This window comes from Pantoea sp. SYBGC1 (assembly GCF_057197005.1).
In genome coordinates, this window is record NZ_JBXUNM010000012.1 from 107,424 (window position 1) to 125,197 (window position 17,774).

A 17,774-nucleotide genomic window follows, 5' to 3' on the forward strand; every position below is an offset into this window, starting at 1 on the left:
GTCAGAAAAGCGTGGCCGGGCAGGCAAAAAAAAGCCCTGCACGGCGGCAGGGCTCAGGCGCGATCGGGAGCAGATCAGACTGCCACAGGGGCCTTGATGGCAGGATGGGGATCGTAGCCCTCTACCTCAAAATCCTCAAACTGGTAGTCAAAAATTGAGGCGGGCTTACGCTTAATCACCAGCTTCGGCAGCGGACGCGGTTCGCGGGTCAGCTGCAGGCGAGCCTGCTCCAGATGGTTGCTGTAAAGGTGGGTATCGCCACCGGTCCAGACAAAATCACCCACTTCCAGATCGCACTGCTGCGCGACCATATGCACCAGCAGCGCATAGCTGGCAATATTAAACGGCAGGCCGAGGAAGATATCGCATGAACGCTGATAGAGCTGGCAGGAGAGTTTGCCGTTCGCGACGTAGAACTGGAAAAAGGCGTGGCACGGAGCCAGCGCCATCTGATCCAGCTCGCCCACGTTCCAGGCTGAGACAATAATGCGGCGTGAGTCCGGATCGCGTTTCAGCTGCTCAATGACTCTGCTTATCTGATCGATCTCTGCGCCAGAAGCGCTGCCCCAGCTGCGCCACTGCTTGCCGTAGACCGGACCTAAATCTCCGTTCTCATCCGCCCACTCATCCCAGATGGTGACCTTGTTCTCTTTCAGATACTGAATGTTGGTTTCCCCTTTCAGGAACCACAGCAGCTCGTGAATGATGGAGCGCAGGTGCACCTTTTTAGTGGTTACCAGAGGGAACCCCTCCTGCAGATTGAAACGCATCTGGTGGCCAAAAATGGAAAGCGTGCCGGTACCGGTACGGTCGGCCTTTTCTGCGCCTTCATTCAGCACATGCTGCATCAGTTCCAGATACTGTTTCATTTTACCTCTCGGGTTTGTTGCTGCGGACGACGATACGCCCAGATCATCATGATAATGCCCGCCAGAATCATCGGCACAGAGAGGATCTGCCCCATGCTGATGCCGCCTTCAAACAGCCCCAGCTGCGCATCCGGCTGACGGAAAAACTCGACAATAATGCGAAACGCGCCGTAACCAATCAGGAACAGGCCGGAGACGCTGCCCATGGGACGCGGTTTGCGAATAAACAGGTTGAGAATAATAAACAGCACCACGCCTTCCAGACACAGCTCATAGAGCTGCGAGGCGTGACGGGGCAGCACGCCATAGGTATTCAGCAGCTGCTGATACTGCGGGTTGTTTACCGCCAGCGCGAGATCTTCACTGCGCGAACCCGGAAACAGCATCGCGAATTTAAAATCGGGCGCCACGCGGCCCCACAGTTCGCCATTGATAAAGTTACCGAGGCGACCCGCGCCAAGACCAAACGGGATCAGCGGTGCAATAAAATCAGAGACCTGGAAGAAGGTGCGTTTTGTACGGCGGGCAAAAATCAGCATGACCACAATCACGCCAATCAGGCCACCGTGGAAGGACATGCCGCCATCCCAGACCTTGAACAGGTAGAGCGGGTTTTCCAGAAACAGCGGCAGATTGTAAAACAGCACATAGCCGATACGACCACCGAGAAAGACGCCGAGGAATCCGGCATAAAGCAGGTTTTCCACTTCATCTTTCTTCCAGCCGCTACTGGGCTTATTAGCGCGGCGCACCGCAAGCCACATGGCAAAAACAAAGCCCACCAGATACATCAGGCCGTACCAGTGAAGCGAAATCGGTCCGATTGAGAAGATCACCGGATCGAATTGGGGAAATGAAATGTAGCCGTTATTCATTATTCACCATCGATTTTTCTGCCCAACGCGGGCGTGGCTAAAGGGCCAGACAATAAAAGGCTGCGCATCATAGCACAGCCGCTTTTCACAGTTTCCGCAGAAATGTAAACCGTTAACGACCGCCGCGAATCAGTCCACCCAGACCGCGACGCTCCATAAATGCCGCAACCAGATGACGCACTTCCGAAGCGGTATGCGCCGCAATTCCCTGCTGGCTCAACTTCTGTACTTCCTCCCAATCCAGATGCCGCAACAGATACTTGACCCGCGGAATATTTTTGCCGTTCATGCTGAGATGATGATAGCCAAGCCCGACCAGCAGCGCGACACACATTGGGTCGCCCGCCATTTCACCACACAGGCAGAGCTCAAGTTTGGCTTCCCGGGCTTCACGCGCAATGGTATGGAGCGCGCGCAGCATGGCGGGATGCAGTGAATCGTAGAGGTTTGCGACCCGGGTATTATTGCGATCCACCGCCAGCAGATACTGTGTCAGATCGTTAGTGCCGACCGAGATAAAATCAACGCGGCTGGCAAGATGCGGGATCATAAACAGCATTGAGGGCACTTCGATCATAACGCCGATACGCGGCCGGGGAATGGGGTATCCCAGCACCTCCTCCACTTCGCGTCCGGCGCGATCGATCAGCCGGCACGCGTCATCGATCTCATCAATATGGCTGATCATCGGCAGCAGAATATTGAGGTTTCCGGAGGCGACGTTAGCGCGCAGCATGGCCCGAACCTGGACCAGAAAGATCTCCGGCTGATCGAGCGTCAGACGAATACCGCGCCAGCCAAGACACGGGTTCTCTTCGCTGATTGGCATATAGGGCAGCTGTTTGTCTGCGCCGACGTCCAGCGTGCGCAGCGTGACCGGCTTATCGTAAAACAGCTGCAGCATGCCCTGATACTGCGCCACCTGCTCCTCTTCTGAGGGAAAGCCGCTTTGCAGCATAAACGGGATCTCAGTACGATAAAGGCCGATGCCATCGACCCAGCTGTCCAGCGCCTGCTCATGTTCCGGGCTAAGACCGGCATTGAGCATGACCTGCACCCGCTCCCCGCTTTTCAGCTCACCGGGCTGATCCACCACGCCTTCCGCCATTTTGCTCAGCGCGTTCTCTTCGCTGATCAAACGCTGATACTCCTGTACCAGCACCGGCTCAGGATCGATCAGCACTTCCCCGCGATAGCCATCAACGATCAGCTGCCGCTTATTAAGCTGCACCGGCAGAATATCGGCACCCATCACGGTCGGGATCCCCATCGCCCGCGTCAGGATCGCCGCATGTGAGTTGGCGGCGCCATCGCGCACGACTACGCCTGCCAGCCGCTCATGTGGCAGCTCAGCCAGCGTCGTGGCCGTCAGCTCATCAGCCACCAGCACAAAGCGTTCCGGCCAGGCGTTGGTTCCCACCAGCGTATCATCAAGATGAAACAGCAGCCGCTGCCCCAGCACCCGCAGATCGCCGGCCCGTTCACGCAGATAGTGATCCTGCAGGCTGGCAAACTGCGCCGCAAACTTTTCGATCACGGTTTTCACCGCCCACTCAGCCACCGATCCGCGCTCAATCTCCGCAAACAGATCTTTTTTCAGCCGCGCATCGGTCAGCAGATGCGAGTAGAGATCGAAGATTGCCGCGCTCTCTTTCTGCACGCCGGCCGCAAAGCGTTTACTGAAACGACGGAATTCATTGCCCGCTTCCCCCATCGCCACCACCAGCCGCTCGCGCTCGCGCTGGGGATCAAGGGTTGATGCGGCAGATACCTGGTCCAGCAGCGGCTGTGTTTCATCCACCCAGCCGATCGCCACCGCCACGCCCGGAGAGGCGGCAATCGCTTTAACACGGGTTTGCCGGAACTGGCCAAATAACTGGCCGAGCTGTGACTGCGAGAGCAGCCCCGCCATTTGCGTGGCGAGCGTCACCAGAAATGACTCTTCGCTCTCATCAAACTGACGGTGTTCGCGCTGCTGCACCACCAGCACGCCCAGTAACTGACGACGACTGATAATAGGTACACCAAGGAAAGAGCGATAACGCTCTTCTTTTACGGCAGGAATATATTTGAAGCTGGGGTGACTCTGCGCATCGGCCAGGTTAATGGGTTCAGCAAGCCGGCCAACCAGGCCGACAATGCCTTCATCAAACGCCAGTGCGATCGTACGGCCGCGCGGTTTTTTCAGACCGCGGGTCGCCATCAGGTAGTAGCAGTGTCGATCGTGATCGGCGAGGTAAACCGAGCAGACCTCGGTCTCCATCGCCAGGCAGATTTCGTTAACCAGAATGTCGAGTGCTTCATTCAGACGCGGTGCACCCGCCACTTTTTCTACTATTTCGCGCAACTGAGTGAGCATAAGGGGCGTGGCCTATCCTCTTTTACGACGGTGGGCAACAGGGTTATTACGCTGCCCCACACTCTCCTGCATCGACATTACCACGCCAGCAAACTCTTTCATGACGCGCCGGTACACATCGCGCTTGAAGGAGACCACCTGACGTACCGGATACCAGAAGCTCACCCAGCGCCAGCCATCAAACTCGGGGGTGCTGCTGTGTTGCACATTGATATCCGCGTCATTACACATCAACTGCAGAAGAAACCACTTCTGTTTCTGGCCGATACAGACCGGCTTTGTATCCCAACGCACCAAACGTTTAGGCAACTTGTAACGTAACCAGTTACGGGTTGAAGCAAGTATTCGAACATCTTTGCGGTGTAAACCCACTTCTTCGAACAGTTCGCGATACATCGCCTGCTCTGCGGTTTCACCCGGATTGATGCCTCCCTGAGGAAACTGCCAGGAGTGCTGTCCAAAGCGCCTGGCCCATAACACTTGCCCCTGCCTGTTGCAGATTACGATACCAACATTCGGGCGGTAGCCATCATCATCGATCACTGGACTACCTCAAAGCTTAATTTGAATGGTCTGATTGTTTCACACTCCTTACAGGCGGTAAACCACTGGATAAGCCGGACCTCCGCAGAATAAAAAAGAGTTAACCCACAGAGAAGACTTAACTTATAAACAGTTAACCCGTCTGCTGTGCGATCTTATGCACTTTTTCTGTGGATAGCTTTGTGCAGAACGCGGTAATTAACTGCAGACAGTTTAACGTCAGCGCAAAACAGAGGATTCTTATCATGATTAAAAAATGATTATAATCAGTATCTTGAATTAAAAAATGGCGTCCGGTCAGGATGTTTTTTTTAGCGCAGATCAGCTACAGAACGTTATGTGGTTAAAAATTAATCGCCGTTGTTTTTATCCACAAGGAATGCCCTAAACCTGGTCAGATGATGCAAAAAAATCGCGCATTGCGGTTCAGCAGGCCCTGTAAATAGAAACAGGGATCGGCTCAGGGCGGGCTTATCCCATTTATCTGTGGATAACTTACACTGATATCCTGTTTATTGTGGCGGACAAATCGGGATAAACTGCCGATCTGAATTGTATCTGCTGCTGCAGTCATAAAAAAAAGTAGTATGAATCATGCTATTATGATGCCCGTTCAGAAAGAGGCGATGTGGACAACCTGCCCGCCCGCAAGTTGATTACTTTTTAACCAACCAGATATTCATCATGACATTTCACACTCCATTGCCCGGTTCCCCGCTAAGTGAAGAAGAGCTGCTGCAGCGTGCGCATCAGCTGGCCGGAGAGCGGCTGGAAACCCTGGCAGCCCGGCTTAACCTGCCGGTACCTGATAATCTTAAACGCGATAAAGGCTGGGTCGGTATGCTGCTGGAGCTGCACCTGGGTGCCAGCGCCGGCAGTAAAGCGGAGCAGGATTTTGCGCATCTGGGTATCGAGCTTAAAACCATCCCGGTTGATGCTCAGGGCAAGCCACTGGAGACCACCTTTGTCTGTGTGGCGCCGCTGACCGGTAATAGCGGCGTGACCTGGGCGTCAAGCCATGTGCGCCATAAGCTGGCGCGGGTATTGTGGATCCCGGTTGAGGGCGAGCGCACGATCCCACTGGCTGAGCGCCGGGTAGGTACGCCCCTGCTCTGGCAGCCTGATGCAGAAGAGGAACAGCAGCTGCGCGCCGACTGGGAAGAGCTAATGGATATGATTGTGCTGGGGCAGGTCGAGCGTATTACCGCCCGCCACGGCGCCTGCCTGCAAATCCGTCCCAAAGCCGCAAACAACCGGGCGCTGACGGAAGCAACAGGTGAACATGGCGAACGCATTATGACGCTGCCGCGCGGCTTCTATCTCAAAAAGCACTTTACGGCTGCGCTGCTGGCACGCCATTTTTTACTGTAATTCGCAACCCGCTCTTTCATACCGCACATTTCCCGATGTCTGGCTTTGCCAGCGTCCGCCTGGTAACGTTACACTCCTCCGGTGCTGTGCAACCAGCAGGAAACGAGCCTGCTTGTCAAGCTAATGCACGCTACCTCTCGCTTTTTTAAGAATCATGCGATTACTTCGTCACGTAAAAGCATTTATTACTACACTTTTGCAGTTAAAGCAGCTCAGGGAGCGGATAATGAAAGGGTTAGCGGGTGTAGCGGGTTTACTGCTGGCAGCATCAGTGCTGAGCGGTTGCAGCAGTGACTACGTGATGGCAACAAAAGATGGCCAGATGATTATGACCGAGGGCAAGCCCTCGATCGATAAAGAGACCGGCCTGGTGGAGTACACCGATCGGCAGGGTCACGTTATGCAGATCAACGGTGATGAAGTTTCCACCATCATTGAACGTTAAGTGCCAGATTACCCGGCCTGTACGGCGTTTTCCTCCGTGCAGGCGATTTCCCGGAGTTTCCCCTCTTCCTTCCTCTGTGCCAGACAGGCTATAGTCCAAAAGGACAGAACATTCCGTTTCATAATGAAAAAAGGAAGCCGGCAATGCATTATCACCGTATCCCCCATAGTACGCTGGAAGTCAGTCAACTGGGGTTAGGCACGATGACGTTTGGTGAGCAAAACAGCGAAGCCGACGCCCACGAACAACTCGATTACGCTGTGAGCCAGGGCATTAATCTGATCGATACCGCAGAGATGTACCCGGTTCCGCCGCGTCCTGAAACCCAGGGATTAACTGAACAATACATTGGCAGCTGGCTGAAAAAGCGCGGCAGCCGCGATAAAGTGATCCTCGCCAGCAAAGTCGCCGGTCCGGTTCGCGGCAGCGACGCGCTGATCCGCCCGCATCAGGCGCTCGATCGCAAAAACATTCGCGAGGCGCTGGATGCCAGCCTGAAGCGTCTGAATACCGACTACCTCGATCTTTATCAGCTGCACTGGCCGCAGCGTCAGACTAACTATTTTGGCAAGCTGGGCTATGAGTACAGCGAAAGTACTGCGACCGTGACGCTGCTGGAGACGCTGGAAGCGCTGACCGAACAGGTGCGCGCCGGTAAGATCCGCTACATCGGCGTTTCAAATGAGACCGCCTGGGGCGTAATGCGCTATCTGCAGCTGGCTGAAAAACATGAGCTGCCGCGGATTGTGACGATTCAGAACCCTTACAGCCTGCTGAACCGTAGTTTTGAGGTTGGGCTGGCTGAGATTAGTCAGCATGAAGGCGTGGAGCTGCTGGCTTACTCAAGCCTCGCATTTGGTACCCTGAGTGGCAAGTACCTGAATGGCGCGAAGCCTGCTGGTGCGCGCAATACGTTGTTCAGCCGCTTTACCCGCTACAGCAGTGAGCAGTCGCAACAGGCGATCGCCGCCTATGTCGACCTGGCAAAGCAGCATAATCTGGATCCATCGCAAATGGCCCTCGCCTATGTGCGCCAGCAGCCGTTTGTTGCCAGTACCCTGCTGGGCGCCACCACGCTGGAGCAGCTGAAAACGAATGTGGAGAGTTTTAATCTGACGCTGAACGCCGATGTGCTGGAAGCGCTGGAAACCATCCACCGGCAGTATACCTATCCCGCACCGTAATTTTTCAGGGTTGCATAAATACGGCGGAGATTAACGTAAGGGCGTCATTAATGACGCCCTTTTTTTTACGGCGGTAATCGTATAAACGCGACGGGAATTACCGTAGGGGCGTCATTGATGACGCCCTTTGAATGCACCAGGGCCGCATAAATGCGGCCCCTACGGGAATGTTGAATCACGCAGTGCGAATTCGTAGGGGCGTCATTAATGACTCCCTTTGAACGCACCAGGGCCGCATTCATGCGGCCCCTACGGGAATGTTGAATCATGCAGTGCGAATTCGTAGGGGCGTCATTAATGACGCCCTTTGAACGCACCAGGGCCGCATGAATGCGGCCCCTATAGGGGTTTGAATCACGCGATGGGATATTCGTAGGGGCGTCATTAATGACGCCCTTTGAACGTACCCGGGTCGCATAAATGCGGCCCCTACAGGGGTTTGAATCACGCGATATGAATTCGTAGGGGCGTCATTAATGACGCCCTTTGAACGCACCAGGGCCGCATAAATGCGGCCCCTACGGAAATGTTGAATCACGCGATGGGAATTCGTAGGGGCGTCATTAATGACGCCCTTTGAATGCACCAGGGCCGCATAAATGCGGCCCCTGCGGGAATGTTGAATCACGCGATGGGTATTCGTAGGGGCGTCATTAATGACGCCCTTTTTGATTGCGGTGAAATCGTATAAATGCGGGTGCGTCGATACATACGCTAGGGCCGCATAAATGCGGCCCCTACGGCGATACGGGACGCGATTTCCACCACAGCAGCGCGATTGCGGCGGCAAACGCTATGCCAAAACCTGTGCCGGTGGCAACCGCCGGGGCCCCGAGCTTAATCGCCAGCGTATAGAGGCCCAGCATCAGCAGCATAGCGCTATTTTCACCAAGGTTCTGCACGGCAATCGCGTTGCCTGAGCCCACGCTCGCCTTACCGCGCTCCTGCAGCAGTGCGTTGAGCGGCACCACAAAAAAACCGCCCAGGGCGCCGATCGCCATCAGCAGGAGATAAGCGTTCAGCAGCGTGGTTTGCAGCGAAAACAGCACCACCATCACCCCTATCAGCACCCCTGCCGGCATGCAGCGCCGCACCGTCTGCAACGTCACCAGCTTAGCCGCTGCCGCCGCGCCCAGTACAATCCCTATCGCTACCATGGCGTTGAGCGTGGTGGGCGTTTTGTTATCGGTAATACCTAAGGCCACCGGCACCCAGAGCACCAGCAGGAAACGCAGCGTGACCCCTGCTCCCCAGAACAGACTGGTACCCAGCAGGGAAAAACGCGTCTCGCCGTTATGCCACAGCTGGCGTGCTGCACCGCTGAAGCTGCGCAGCATCCTGAGCGCATGCCAGCTCTGACCCGGACGCGCCGCGCTGAGGCGGGGAATGAAGAGATTGGCGACGACTGCCAGCGCGTAGGTCAGCGCACAGGCGGCCAGCGCCATCAGCAGATGCCAGTCCGCCAGTATCCCGCCCGCTACTGAACCGAGCAGAATGGCCGCGATGGTCGATGCCTCCATCAGCCCGTTGGCTTTCACCAGGCGTTCACCGCTGGTGATTTCCGTCAGAATGCCATACTTCGCCGGCGAGTAAGCGGCCGCGCCGATGCCCACCAGCGTATAGCCGGGAAACGGATTGAAGCCGAAGCAGATGGTCAGCGCCCCCAGCAGCTTCAGGCTATTCGCCAGCATCATCACCCGTCCTTTGGCGAAGCTGTCGGCCATCTGCCCGACAAACGGTGCCAGCAGAATATAGGTGGCGACAAACAGCATCTGCAGGATCGGCTGGCTCCAGTCGGGGTAGAACTGATTTTTCAGCACCGCCAGCGTGGCAAACAGCAGCGCGTTATCACCAAAAGCGGAAAAAAACTGCGCCACGATCACGGCAATCATACCGCGCGACAGCAGCGGAGCGCGGGCCTCCTCATGCTGGCTCATGCTCTCTCCTCTTCTGCCAGCTGCTTCAGAGTGACGTAGTCTGGCTTACCGCTGCCCAGCAGCGGCAGCTGTTTCATGACGCGGATATCGCGCGGCACCGCCAGCTCTGGCGCACCGGTTTCACGCGCCGCCTGCAGCAGCTGATCGCGCGTCAGCTCGCTGTCGGTGGTAAACAGCACCAGCGCTTCGCCACGATTACCCTCCGGACGCAGCGAGGCGGCATGCTGTTTTTCGCCGGAGGCTTTCAGCGCAATCTGTTCAACGCTCTCCAGCGACACCATCTCACCCGCTATCTTGGCAAAGCGCTTCGCCCGGCCCTGAATCTGACAAAAACCGCCTTCATCGAAGCTGACAATATCACCGGTATCATACCAGCCCGCCTCCATCACACCTTCGCCGTTGTCCGCCACGGGCGGTTCCAGCACGCCGGGCGCGTCAACGCGCAGATAGCCATTCATGATATTCGGGCCGCGCAGCTGCAGCCGGCCACCCTGCTCAATGCCCGGCACTGAAATCAGACGGGAATCCATGCCGGGCAGCAGACGGCCAACGGTATGCGTGCGGGCAGCCATCGGCACGTTGATCGCCACAACCGGCGCGCACTCGGTGACGCCATAGCCCTCCAGAATGCGAATGCCATATTTCTCCATATAGAGCTGGCGCGTGCCCTCCTGCAGCTTCTCCGCACCGGCTACCACATAGCGCAAACGGGCAAAATCATAGGGGCTGGCGAAGCGCGCGTAGTTACCCAGAAACGTTGACGTACCGAAAAGAACGGTGCAGTTGCGGTCATACACCAGCTCCGGCACAACGCGATAGTGCAGCGGACTGGGATAGAGGAAAACCTGCGCGCCGGTCAGCAGCGGCGTAAACAGACCAACCGTCAGACCAAAGGCGTGAAACAGCGGCAGCGCTGACATAAAGCGATCGCGCGGCGTAAAGTCGGCCACGGTGCGGATCTGCTCTACGTTAGCCAGCAGGCTCTTATGGGAATGCACCACCCCTTTGGGATGCCCCTCCGAACCAGAGGTAAACAGCACCATCGCCGCCTCTTCCGGCTGCTGCGCCAGCTGTGCCCGGCGCGGCAGCAGCAGATGGCCGAGGATCCAGAGCTTATCCTGCAGCGTTACCGTCTCTTTAAGATCTTCGAGATAAACCCATTCGACTTCAGTCAGCCCCTGCGGCAGATGCCACAGGTTGCCTTTTTCCAGAAACTGGCGTGAGGTGAACACGGTTTTTACCTGCGAGGCGGTCAGCGCGGCCCGCATGCCGCTGACGCCAGCCGTATAGTTCAGCATGGCCGGGACGCGCCCGCGCATGGATGCACCGAGGATCGCTGCAGCGGTCACGGTAGCATTAGGCAGCAGCAGACCAATATATTCTCCCTGCCGGCTGTAGCGCTCAAGAATACGTCCCACCCCGAGCGCCTTTTTCAGCAGTCCGGTATAGCTGTCCGGCTGAAAATTCACATCTTCAATACAGGCTTTGGTCAGCCCGTAGCGGGTACGCGCGCTGAGAAAAGCTTCGTACAGCGTTTCGCGCGGGCGCACCGCCATGCGCGCTTCCATCATAATATGGTGCAGGTGTTCACCTGCCAGCACGCGCCGGTCGCGGGCGCGTTTCGCCTCCGGCATCGGAATATGGGTCGCTGGCAGCACGCTCAGCGTAATTCGGGGAAACAGGCGACGCTTAAACACTCCGCCAAGACGGCCAAACGGCGTGTACTCCGCTCCCTCGATGCGCATCGGCACCACCGTCGCGCCCGATTTCGCCGCAACAAAGCCGGCACCGCTGTAGATCTTCATCAGCGACCCGGTCACGGTGATACGACCTTCCGGGAAAATCACCACCGGGCGGCCGGTATTAATCATGCGAACCAGATGTTTGATCGACATCGGCTTAGTGGGATCGAGCGGAACAAAGTCGATAATCGGTTTCAGCAGGCGCATATACCAGCGGGTGCTGATAGCAGAATAGACCGCAAATACTGGCCTGATCGGTAAAAACAGCGCAACCAGCACGCCATCCAGAAAGGACATATGGTTAGGCGCGATCAGCACTTTCTCTTTATGCAGCGCCGTAAGATCGCCGCGCAGTTCCACGCGCCATAGCAGGCGACAGAGAGTGCGCAAAATGGCAAATAGCATGCCAGCTCCTTAGCAAAGTCAAAAATGGTAATTACCTTGCAGGATTTGCCGGGCGGCGACAAGTACAGAGCAGAATTAAAGCGGGTCCCCTGACAAACTGCGACGCGGGGCCGCAGAAAAAAGATAAAAAAAACCCACGCGTCTGCGTGGGTCGGTGCAACCGAACAGGGTTATACCCGCAGTACAGGTATCGCTGCCGCAGCAGCCGATCTTCACACCAATCATACCTCTGGGATCGCTATCGTCGCGCAGCAGCCGGGAAAATAACAGCGGCTAAACGCAACCGTATTCAGCGAAATGCAACCAGGTGTGAACAGCGCCTCTTGCTGGTTACATTTTGATTTAGCTAGGATTTATCTGACTGCGGTTTACTGTAAAGCGCATCCGGCGCAATGTTCATGTGCTTCAGCACCGGCCCCATGATATTGCCGAAGATGGGCGCGGCCACCGAGCCGCCGAAGTGATCGCCCGCGGTCGGATGGTTGATCATCACCACCAGCGCCACCTCCGGGTGGCTGGCTGGCGCAATTCCGGCGGTATAGTTCACGTAACCGCCATCATATTTGCCGCTGCTGCCCATCTTTTCTGCGGTACCGGTTTTGGTCGCCAGGCGATAACCCGGTACCGCAGCCTTGATACCGGTGCCGCCCGGCAGCACGTCACTCTCCAGCATATGCACCACGGTCTGTACAATCTGCGGATTGGCCACCTGTTTGCCCAGCACCGGTGGTGTGACTTTGGTTATCGACAGCGGACGATAAACGCCAAACGAGCCCAGCGTGGCATATTCGCGCGCAATCTGCAGCGGCGTCACGCGCAGGCCATAACCAAAGGAGAAGGTTGCACGTTCAATGTCCGCCCAGCGCTCGCGATGCAGCGGAAAGTAGCCTACGCTCTCGCCGGTTAATCCCAGTCCGGTAGGCTTGCCGAGCCCAAATGCCTGATAGGTGTTGACCAGCGCTTCTGCCGGCATCGCCAGCGCAATGTGCGATACGCCGATATCACTCGATTTTTGCAAAATGCCGGTCATGGTGAGACGCGGCCAGTGGCCGACGTCGCGGATAAGATGGCCATTGACGCTGTAGGGGGTGGTATCAATCACCGAGTCAGGCCTCACCAGATGGCGCTCCAGGCCCTCCATCACCACCAGCGGTTTGACCGTTGAGCCCGGTTCAAAACTGTCATTGATGGCGACGTTACGCATCTGGGCGGGTGTCGCCTTGTCGAAATTATTCGGGTTGAATGAGGGATACGATGCCATTGCCAGAATTTCACCGGTATCGATCTTCACCAGCACCGCGGCGCCGGAGTCCGCTTTGTTCAGCAGCACGCCGTCGCGCAGCCTGCTGTAGAGGGTAAACTGATCAAATTTGTCGATGCTGAGCTGCACCGTGGGCGGCTGCTTCGGCGGCTCATAGTCGATCATTGAAATGATATTGCCCTCGCCATCCTGGCGATAGACCTCTTTGCCCGGCTCGCCCTGCAGCACCCGATCAAACCCTTTCTCCAGCCCGTTAAGCCCGTTGCTGTCAGCTCCCACAATGCCAATCAGCGGCGCAGCCGCTTCACTCATCGGATAAAACCGGCTGTCGTTATAGACCGAGCTGATCCCTTTCAGGTGCAGTTCGGCGATATCTTTGGCGATCCCCAGCTCAATTTTGCGGCCCAGATAGAGAAAGCGTTTTTTCGGGTTAGCCGTAATCTGCGCCTGCAGATCTTCCGGCCGCATGCTGAGCGCCGCCGCCAGATAGCCCCACTTTGCGCTGCTGAAGTCGGGATTCGCCTCCAGCACCCGTTTAGGATCGGCGATGATGTCGCGCGACGGTACGCTCAGCGCCAGCGCCTGGCCGTCGCGATCCAGCAGCGTGCCGCGATTCGTGGGCAGCGTAACGGTGCGCAGTGAGCGCTGATCCGCTTCATGCTCCAGCATCGGGTGGTTGATCAGCTGCAGATCGCCAACGCGGGCGAGCAGCAGTCCCATACAGGTTAGCACGCCCAGACAGATCAGACGAAAACGAAACGGGTTAAACGGGGCTTTGATCTGGTCTTTACCCAGAAATTTTTTAATCGGAGGCATAGCATTCCGCTGCGGTGAGAGTCGTTATCCAGACTGGTTATCGGCTGTTATAAAGAAAGGCCTGACAAGTTGACAGGAAAACTGTGTTTCAGTTATTTGCAGAGATGACGGACAAAAAAAACCTGCGCATCTGCGCAGGTTGGTGTAATCAAGAAAACGTTTTGATGTTCACCCATCAATACCTCTGGGACCCTGACTGTAGCAAGCCAGCTGACAGCCCTGCACCTGCTTAAACGCAACAGTTGCCCGCAAAATGTAACCAGCGGTGAGATTGTTAGTGGTTTGTGCAACCGTGATGTTTTCTGACTTCCACCAGGCAGCTCATGGCGTTCGGTCCCTGCGTCAGGGAGGAGGTTCCGATATCCAGCGTCAGTACGTTCGGGTTGCCGGCGCGATCCCACGGCTGCCATGTGCCGCCAAAGCCGGGATCGAACCATGCACCGGTCGCGATAATCAGTACGCCTGGCGCAACACCGTCGGTCAGGCGCACGCCGGCCAGCATACGGCCGCGCGCGTTGCTTACCTCAACCACCTCCCCGTCGGCAATGCCGCGCTGCGCGGCATCCTGCGGATGCATCGACAGCGTCTCATGCCCGGCAGTTTTATTGGCCTGAACGGCAGGGGTTGCATCCAGCTGGCTGTGCAGCCGGTCGGCAGGCTGCACTGAAATCATATGCAGCGGATAGTCGCTGCTCAGCGGCGCACCCAGCCACTCCTGCGGCTCACGCCAGGTGGGATGACCCGCGAAGTCATCCAGCTGATAGTCCGCAATGGTCTGGCAAAAGAGCTCAATTTTGCCGCTGGCGGTGGCGATGGGATGCGCCTGCGGATCGGCGCGAAACGCCTCCATAAAGATATAGGGTTTCCCGCCCTCGGGGATCTCCACAAACCCGCGCTCCCAGAACTCACTGAAGGTCGGGAAAGCGATATCGCGTCGCGCATGTGCCTGTGCGCACTGCTGATAAAGATGCTCAATCCACTGCATCTCATTGCGTCCTTCCGTGAAGCGGTCGCGATAACCGAGGCGATCGGCGATATCGGCAAAAATATCGAAGTCGTTGCGCGCCTGATGCTGCGGCCTGACGGCCTGGTGCATCGCCAGCACAAAGCGATCGCGCGACGATCCGCCAATATCGTTGCGCTCCAGCGTGGTGGTCACCGGCAGCACAATGTCCGCCATCTGCGCCGCAGGCGTCCAGACAATATCCTGCACAATCACCGTATCGGGTCGCTGCCAGCCGGCGACCAGCCGGTTAAGCTGCTGGTGATGATGAAACGGATTACCGCCCGCCCAGTGCACCAGATGAATATCAGGATAGTGCAGCGTCTCACCGCAGAAGTCGTAAGGTTCGCCTGGCTGCAGCAGCATGTCGCTGATGCGCGCTACCGGAATCGCCAGATTGGCCGGATTAGGCCCGGTGCTCATCATCGGCGCCGGTCCCTCCTGCCGCGGATTGCCCACGCTGTTCATTGAGCCATGCCCGAATGAGAAGCCTGCGCCTGGCAGGCCCGGCTGACCCAGCATGCAGGAGAGCGCAATCATCATCCAGTAGGGCTGTTCACCGCGATGTGCGCGCTGCACGGAGTAAGCGCTGGTCATAAAGCTGCGCCTGCCCGCCAGCTGCTGTGCCAGCTGTGCGATGCGTGCGGCCGGAATAGCGGTAATGGCGCTCGCCCAGGCTGCGTTTTTTGCCACGCCGTCGCTTTCGCCCAGCAGGTAAGCGCGCAGCTGCGGCCAGCCGGTGCAGTGCGTGGCGAGGAAGGTGTCGTCAGTGGCGCCGTTGCGCAGGATCTCATAGCCCAGCGCCAGCATCAGCGCGACATCCGTATTGGGGCGAATCGGGATCCACTCGGCGTTCAGCCACGCCGGACAATCATCGCGCTGCGGGCTGATGTTGATTACCGGGGTGCCCCGGGCGCGCAGCTGCTCCAGCGCCGGCTTCAGGCTGTGCTGCCCCGCTCCGCCGGACGCGACCTGCGCATTTTTCAGCGCCAGGCCACCAAAGGCGACAAAAATCTCCGCATGCTCCACCACCTGCGGCCAGTCGGTTACACGCCCGGTCAGCGGCATGTAAGTGCCAATCACATAGGGCAGGAAGAACTGGGCGGCGCCCCAGCTGTAGTTGCCCTGCTGATCGACGCCGCCGCCGCCCTGAAAATAGAAACGCCGCACCAGTGTCCGCGCATGGTTCACCCGCCCGGCCGAGGACCAGCCGTACGAGCCGGTAAAGATGCCGGCTGCCCCGTAGCGCTCGCGTACGCGGCGGTTCTCTTCTGCGACCAGATCGAGCGCGGTATCCCAGCTGACCGGCACAAAGTCTTCACGCCCGCGCAGGGTGCGATCGCTGTTCTCGCGCGATTTCAGCCACGAGCGGCGCACCATTGGCTGGCGGATACGCCTGTCGGAGTAAACCAGCTCCGGGATGGTGTGGATCATCGGTGAGGGATCGGTATCGGCAAAGAAAGGTTCGCAGCCTGTCAGGCGGCCATCTTCCGTTACGGCGGTAAAAGCGCCCCAGTGCGCCAGGTGCGGCACGCGTGTTTTCATGAGAGTGTCCGGCAGATAAACAGAGAATGCGCGGCAGCATAGCATGAGGCTGCAGTCCGCCAGAAGCCTGCCTGTGAGCGGCTGATTTTCCGCGCTTTTGCGACAACGCTGGCATTCTGATCGCTTGCGGCTCAGGGGCTTTTCCGTAACACTGATGCGATGTGTAAACGTTTTCCCTGGATGTCGATAATTGCATGGCTACCATAAAGGATGTTGCCCGTATGGCCGGGGTGTCGGTTGCGACCGTTTCCCGTGTTATCAATAACTCTCCCAAAGCCAGCGAAGGTTCGCGCCTCGCGGTAACCCAGGCGATGGAGCAGCTGCAGTATCACCCTAACGCCAATGCGCGCGCGCTGGCACAGCAATCCACTGAAACGCTGGGGCTGGTGGTGGGTGATGTATCTGATCCTTTTTTTGGTGCGATGGTAAAAGCGGTGGATGAAGTGGCAGGCGAGACCGGCAACTTTCTGCTGATTGGTAACGGTTACCATAATGAACAAAAAGAGCGGCAGGCGATTGAGCAGCTGATGCGCCATCGCTGTGCGGCGCTGGTGGTGCATGCCAAGAAAATCCCGGCGGACGATCTGGAGATGCTGATGCGTCAGGTGCCGGGTATGGTGCTGCTGAACCGGCTGATCCCGGGCTTTGAGTCACGCTGTATCGCGCTTGACGATCGCTATGGCGCCTGGCTCGCCACCCGGCACCTTATTCAGCAGGGCCATACGCACATCGCGTTTATCTGCTCTACGCACACTATTTCCGACGCAGAGGATCGCCTGCAGGGCTATTACGATGCGCTGCGGGAACACGGCCTGCCCTGCAACGATCGTCTGGTGGCCTGGGGTGAGCCTGATGAAACAGGCGGTGAGCAGGCGATGACGGAGCTGCTGGGCCGCGGCAAATCCCTGACGGCCGTCGCCTGCTATAACGATTCGATGGCTGCCGGCGCGCTGGCGGTGCTGAGTGATAACGGCATCCGCGTACCAGAGGAGATGTCACTGATCGGGTTTGATGATGTGCTGGTGTCACGTTACGTGCGCCCGCGCCTTACTACCGTGCGCTACCCTATTGTCACTATGGCGCAGCAGGCGGCACAGCTGGCGCTGGCGCTGGCGCATGGCAGCGAGCTGCCTGAAGTCACCAATATGTTCAGTCCGACGCTGGTGCGGCGTCACTCAGTGGGTGGGCCTGGATAAGTGATGCGCCGGGCAGCGCGCTAAGCAGCGCGGGGCTGGGCGCTGAGCAGCGCGGGGCTGGGCGCTAAGCAGCGCGGGGCTGGGCGCTGAGCAGCGCGGGGCTGGGCGCTGAGCAGCGCGGGGCTGGTTGCGGCAGCGCGTGACGCCGGAGGGGTTCCGCCCGCCAGGCTTCCGGCAGTTTCAGCGGCGTTCCCGCACGCGGACGGGCTAAGGGGCGGGTGGG

Annotated in this window: 12 protein-coding genes; 4 read left to right on the forward strand and 8 right to left on the reverse strand. The window is 57.7% G+C overall.

Annotated elements, in window-relative coordinates; all coding sequences use genetic code 11:
* Nucleotides 1–74 precede the first annotated feature (74 nt).
* The 4 genes from thyA to rppH form a co-directional block, all read right to left on the reverse strand.
* Nucleotides 75–869, reverse strand: coding sequence for a thymidylate synthase (gene thyA / locus AC2CF9_RS16615; RefSeq protein ID WP_484557496.1), 795 nt, complete (start codon nt 867–869; stop codon nt 75–77).
* Nucleotides 866–1,744: a prolipoprotein diacylglyceryl transferase gene (gene lgt, locus AC2CF9_RS16620; RefSeq protein ID WP_484557497.1), complete on the reverse strand. Its 879-nt coding sequence runs from the start codon at nt 1,742–1,744 to the stop codon at nt 866–868. Before lgt ends, thyA begins: the two co-directional genes overlap by 4 nt.
* A gap of 112 nt (nt 1,745–1,856) precedes the next feature.
* On the reverse strand, nt 1,857–4,103 hold the full coding sequence (gene ptsP / locus AC2CF9_RS16625; protein WP_484557498.1) for a phosphoenolpyruvate--protein phosphotransferase: 2,247 nt from the start codon (nt 4,101–4,103) through the stop codon (nt 1,857–1,859).
* A gap of 12 nt (nt 4,104–4,115) precedes the next feature.
* Nucleotides 4,116–4,646, reverse strand: coding sequence for an RNA pyrophosphohydrolase (gene rppH, locus AC2CF9_RS16630; protein WP_039379969.1), 531 nt, complete (start codon nt 4,644–4,646; stop codon nt 4,116–4,118).
* A 684-nt stretch (nt 4,647–5,330) separates the two neighbouring features.
* Here rppH and mutH point away from each other — a divergent pair.
* From mutH to AC2CF9_RS16645, 3 genes are all read left to right on the forward strand, one after another.
* Nucleotides 5,331–6,017, forward strand: coding sequence for a DNA mismatch repair endonuclease MutH (gene mutH / locus AC2CF9_RS16635; RefSeq protein WP_484557499.1), 687 nt, complete (start codon nt 5,331–5,333; stop codon nt 6,015–6,017).
* Nucleotides 6,018–6,243: 226 nt separating this feature from the next.
* Nucleotides 6,244–6,462 (forward strand): YgdI/YgdR family lipoprotein, encoded by a 219-nt coding sequence (locus AC2CF9_RS16640; RefSeq protein ID WP_039379973.1) that lies wholly within the window; start codon nt 6,244–6,246, stop codon nt 6,460–6,462.
* Nucleotides 6,463–6,605: 143 nt separating this feature from the next.
* Nucleotides 6,606–7,646: an NADP(H)-dependent aldo-keto reductase gene (locus tag AC2CF9_RS16645; protein ID WP_039379975.1), complete on the forward strand. Its 1,041-nt coding sequence runs from the start codon at nt 6,606–6,608 to the stop codon at nt 7,644–7,646.
* Nucleotides 7,647–8,383: 737 nt separating this feature from the next.
* On the opposite strand, the gene lplT is transcribed toward AC2CF9_RS16645, so the two are convergent.
* The 4 genes from lplT to AC2CF9_RS16665 all read right to left on the reverse strand — a co-directional run bounded on the left by lplT (nt 8,384) and on the right by AC2CF9_RS16665 (nt 16,355).
* Nucleotides 8,384–9,583 carry a lysophospholipid transporter LplT gene (lplT, locus tag AC2CF9_RS16650; protein WP_484557500.1) on the reverse strand — a complete coding sequence of 400 codons (1,200 nt, stop codon included), beginning with the start codon at nt 9,581–9,583 and terminating at the stop codon, nt 8,384–8,386.
* A complete protein-coding gene (gene aas / locus AC2CF9_RS16655; protein WP_484557501.1) occupies nt 9,580–11,730 on the reverse strand; it encodes a bifunctional acyl-ACP--phospholipid O-acyltransferase/long-chain-fatty-acid--ACP ligase in 2,151 nt (716 codons plus the stop codon). The genes lplT and aas overlap by 4 nt, the downstream gene beginning before the upstream one ends.
* 346 nt (nt 11,731–12,076) lie before the next feature.
* A complete protein-coding gene (locus AC2CF9_RS16660) occupies nt 12,077–13,807 on the reverse strand; it encodes a penicillin-binding transpeptidase domain-containing protein (RefSeq protein WP_484557502.1) in 1,731 nt (576 codons plus the stop codon).
* 274 nt (nt 13,808–14,081) lie between these two features.
* Nucleotides 14,082–16,355, reverse strand: a complete 2,274-nt coding sequence (locus tag AC2CF9_RS16665) for a molybdopterin guanine dinucleotide-containing S/N-oxide reductase (RefSeq protein ID WP_484557503.1) — start codon at nt 16,353–16,355, stop codon at nt 14,082–14,084.
* Between the two features lie 194 nt (nt 16,356–16,549).
* On the opposite strand from AC2CF9_RS16665, the gene galR reads away from it, so the two are divergent.
* Nucleotides 16,550–17,551, forward strand: a complete 1,002-nt coding sequence (gene galR / locus AC2CF9_RS16670; RefSeq protein ID WP_039379986.1) for an HTH-type transcriptional regulator GalR — start codon at nt 16,550–16,552, stop codon at nt 17,549–17,551.
* The last annotated feature ends 223 nt before the right edge of the window (nt 17,552–17,774 follow it).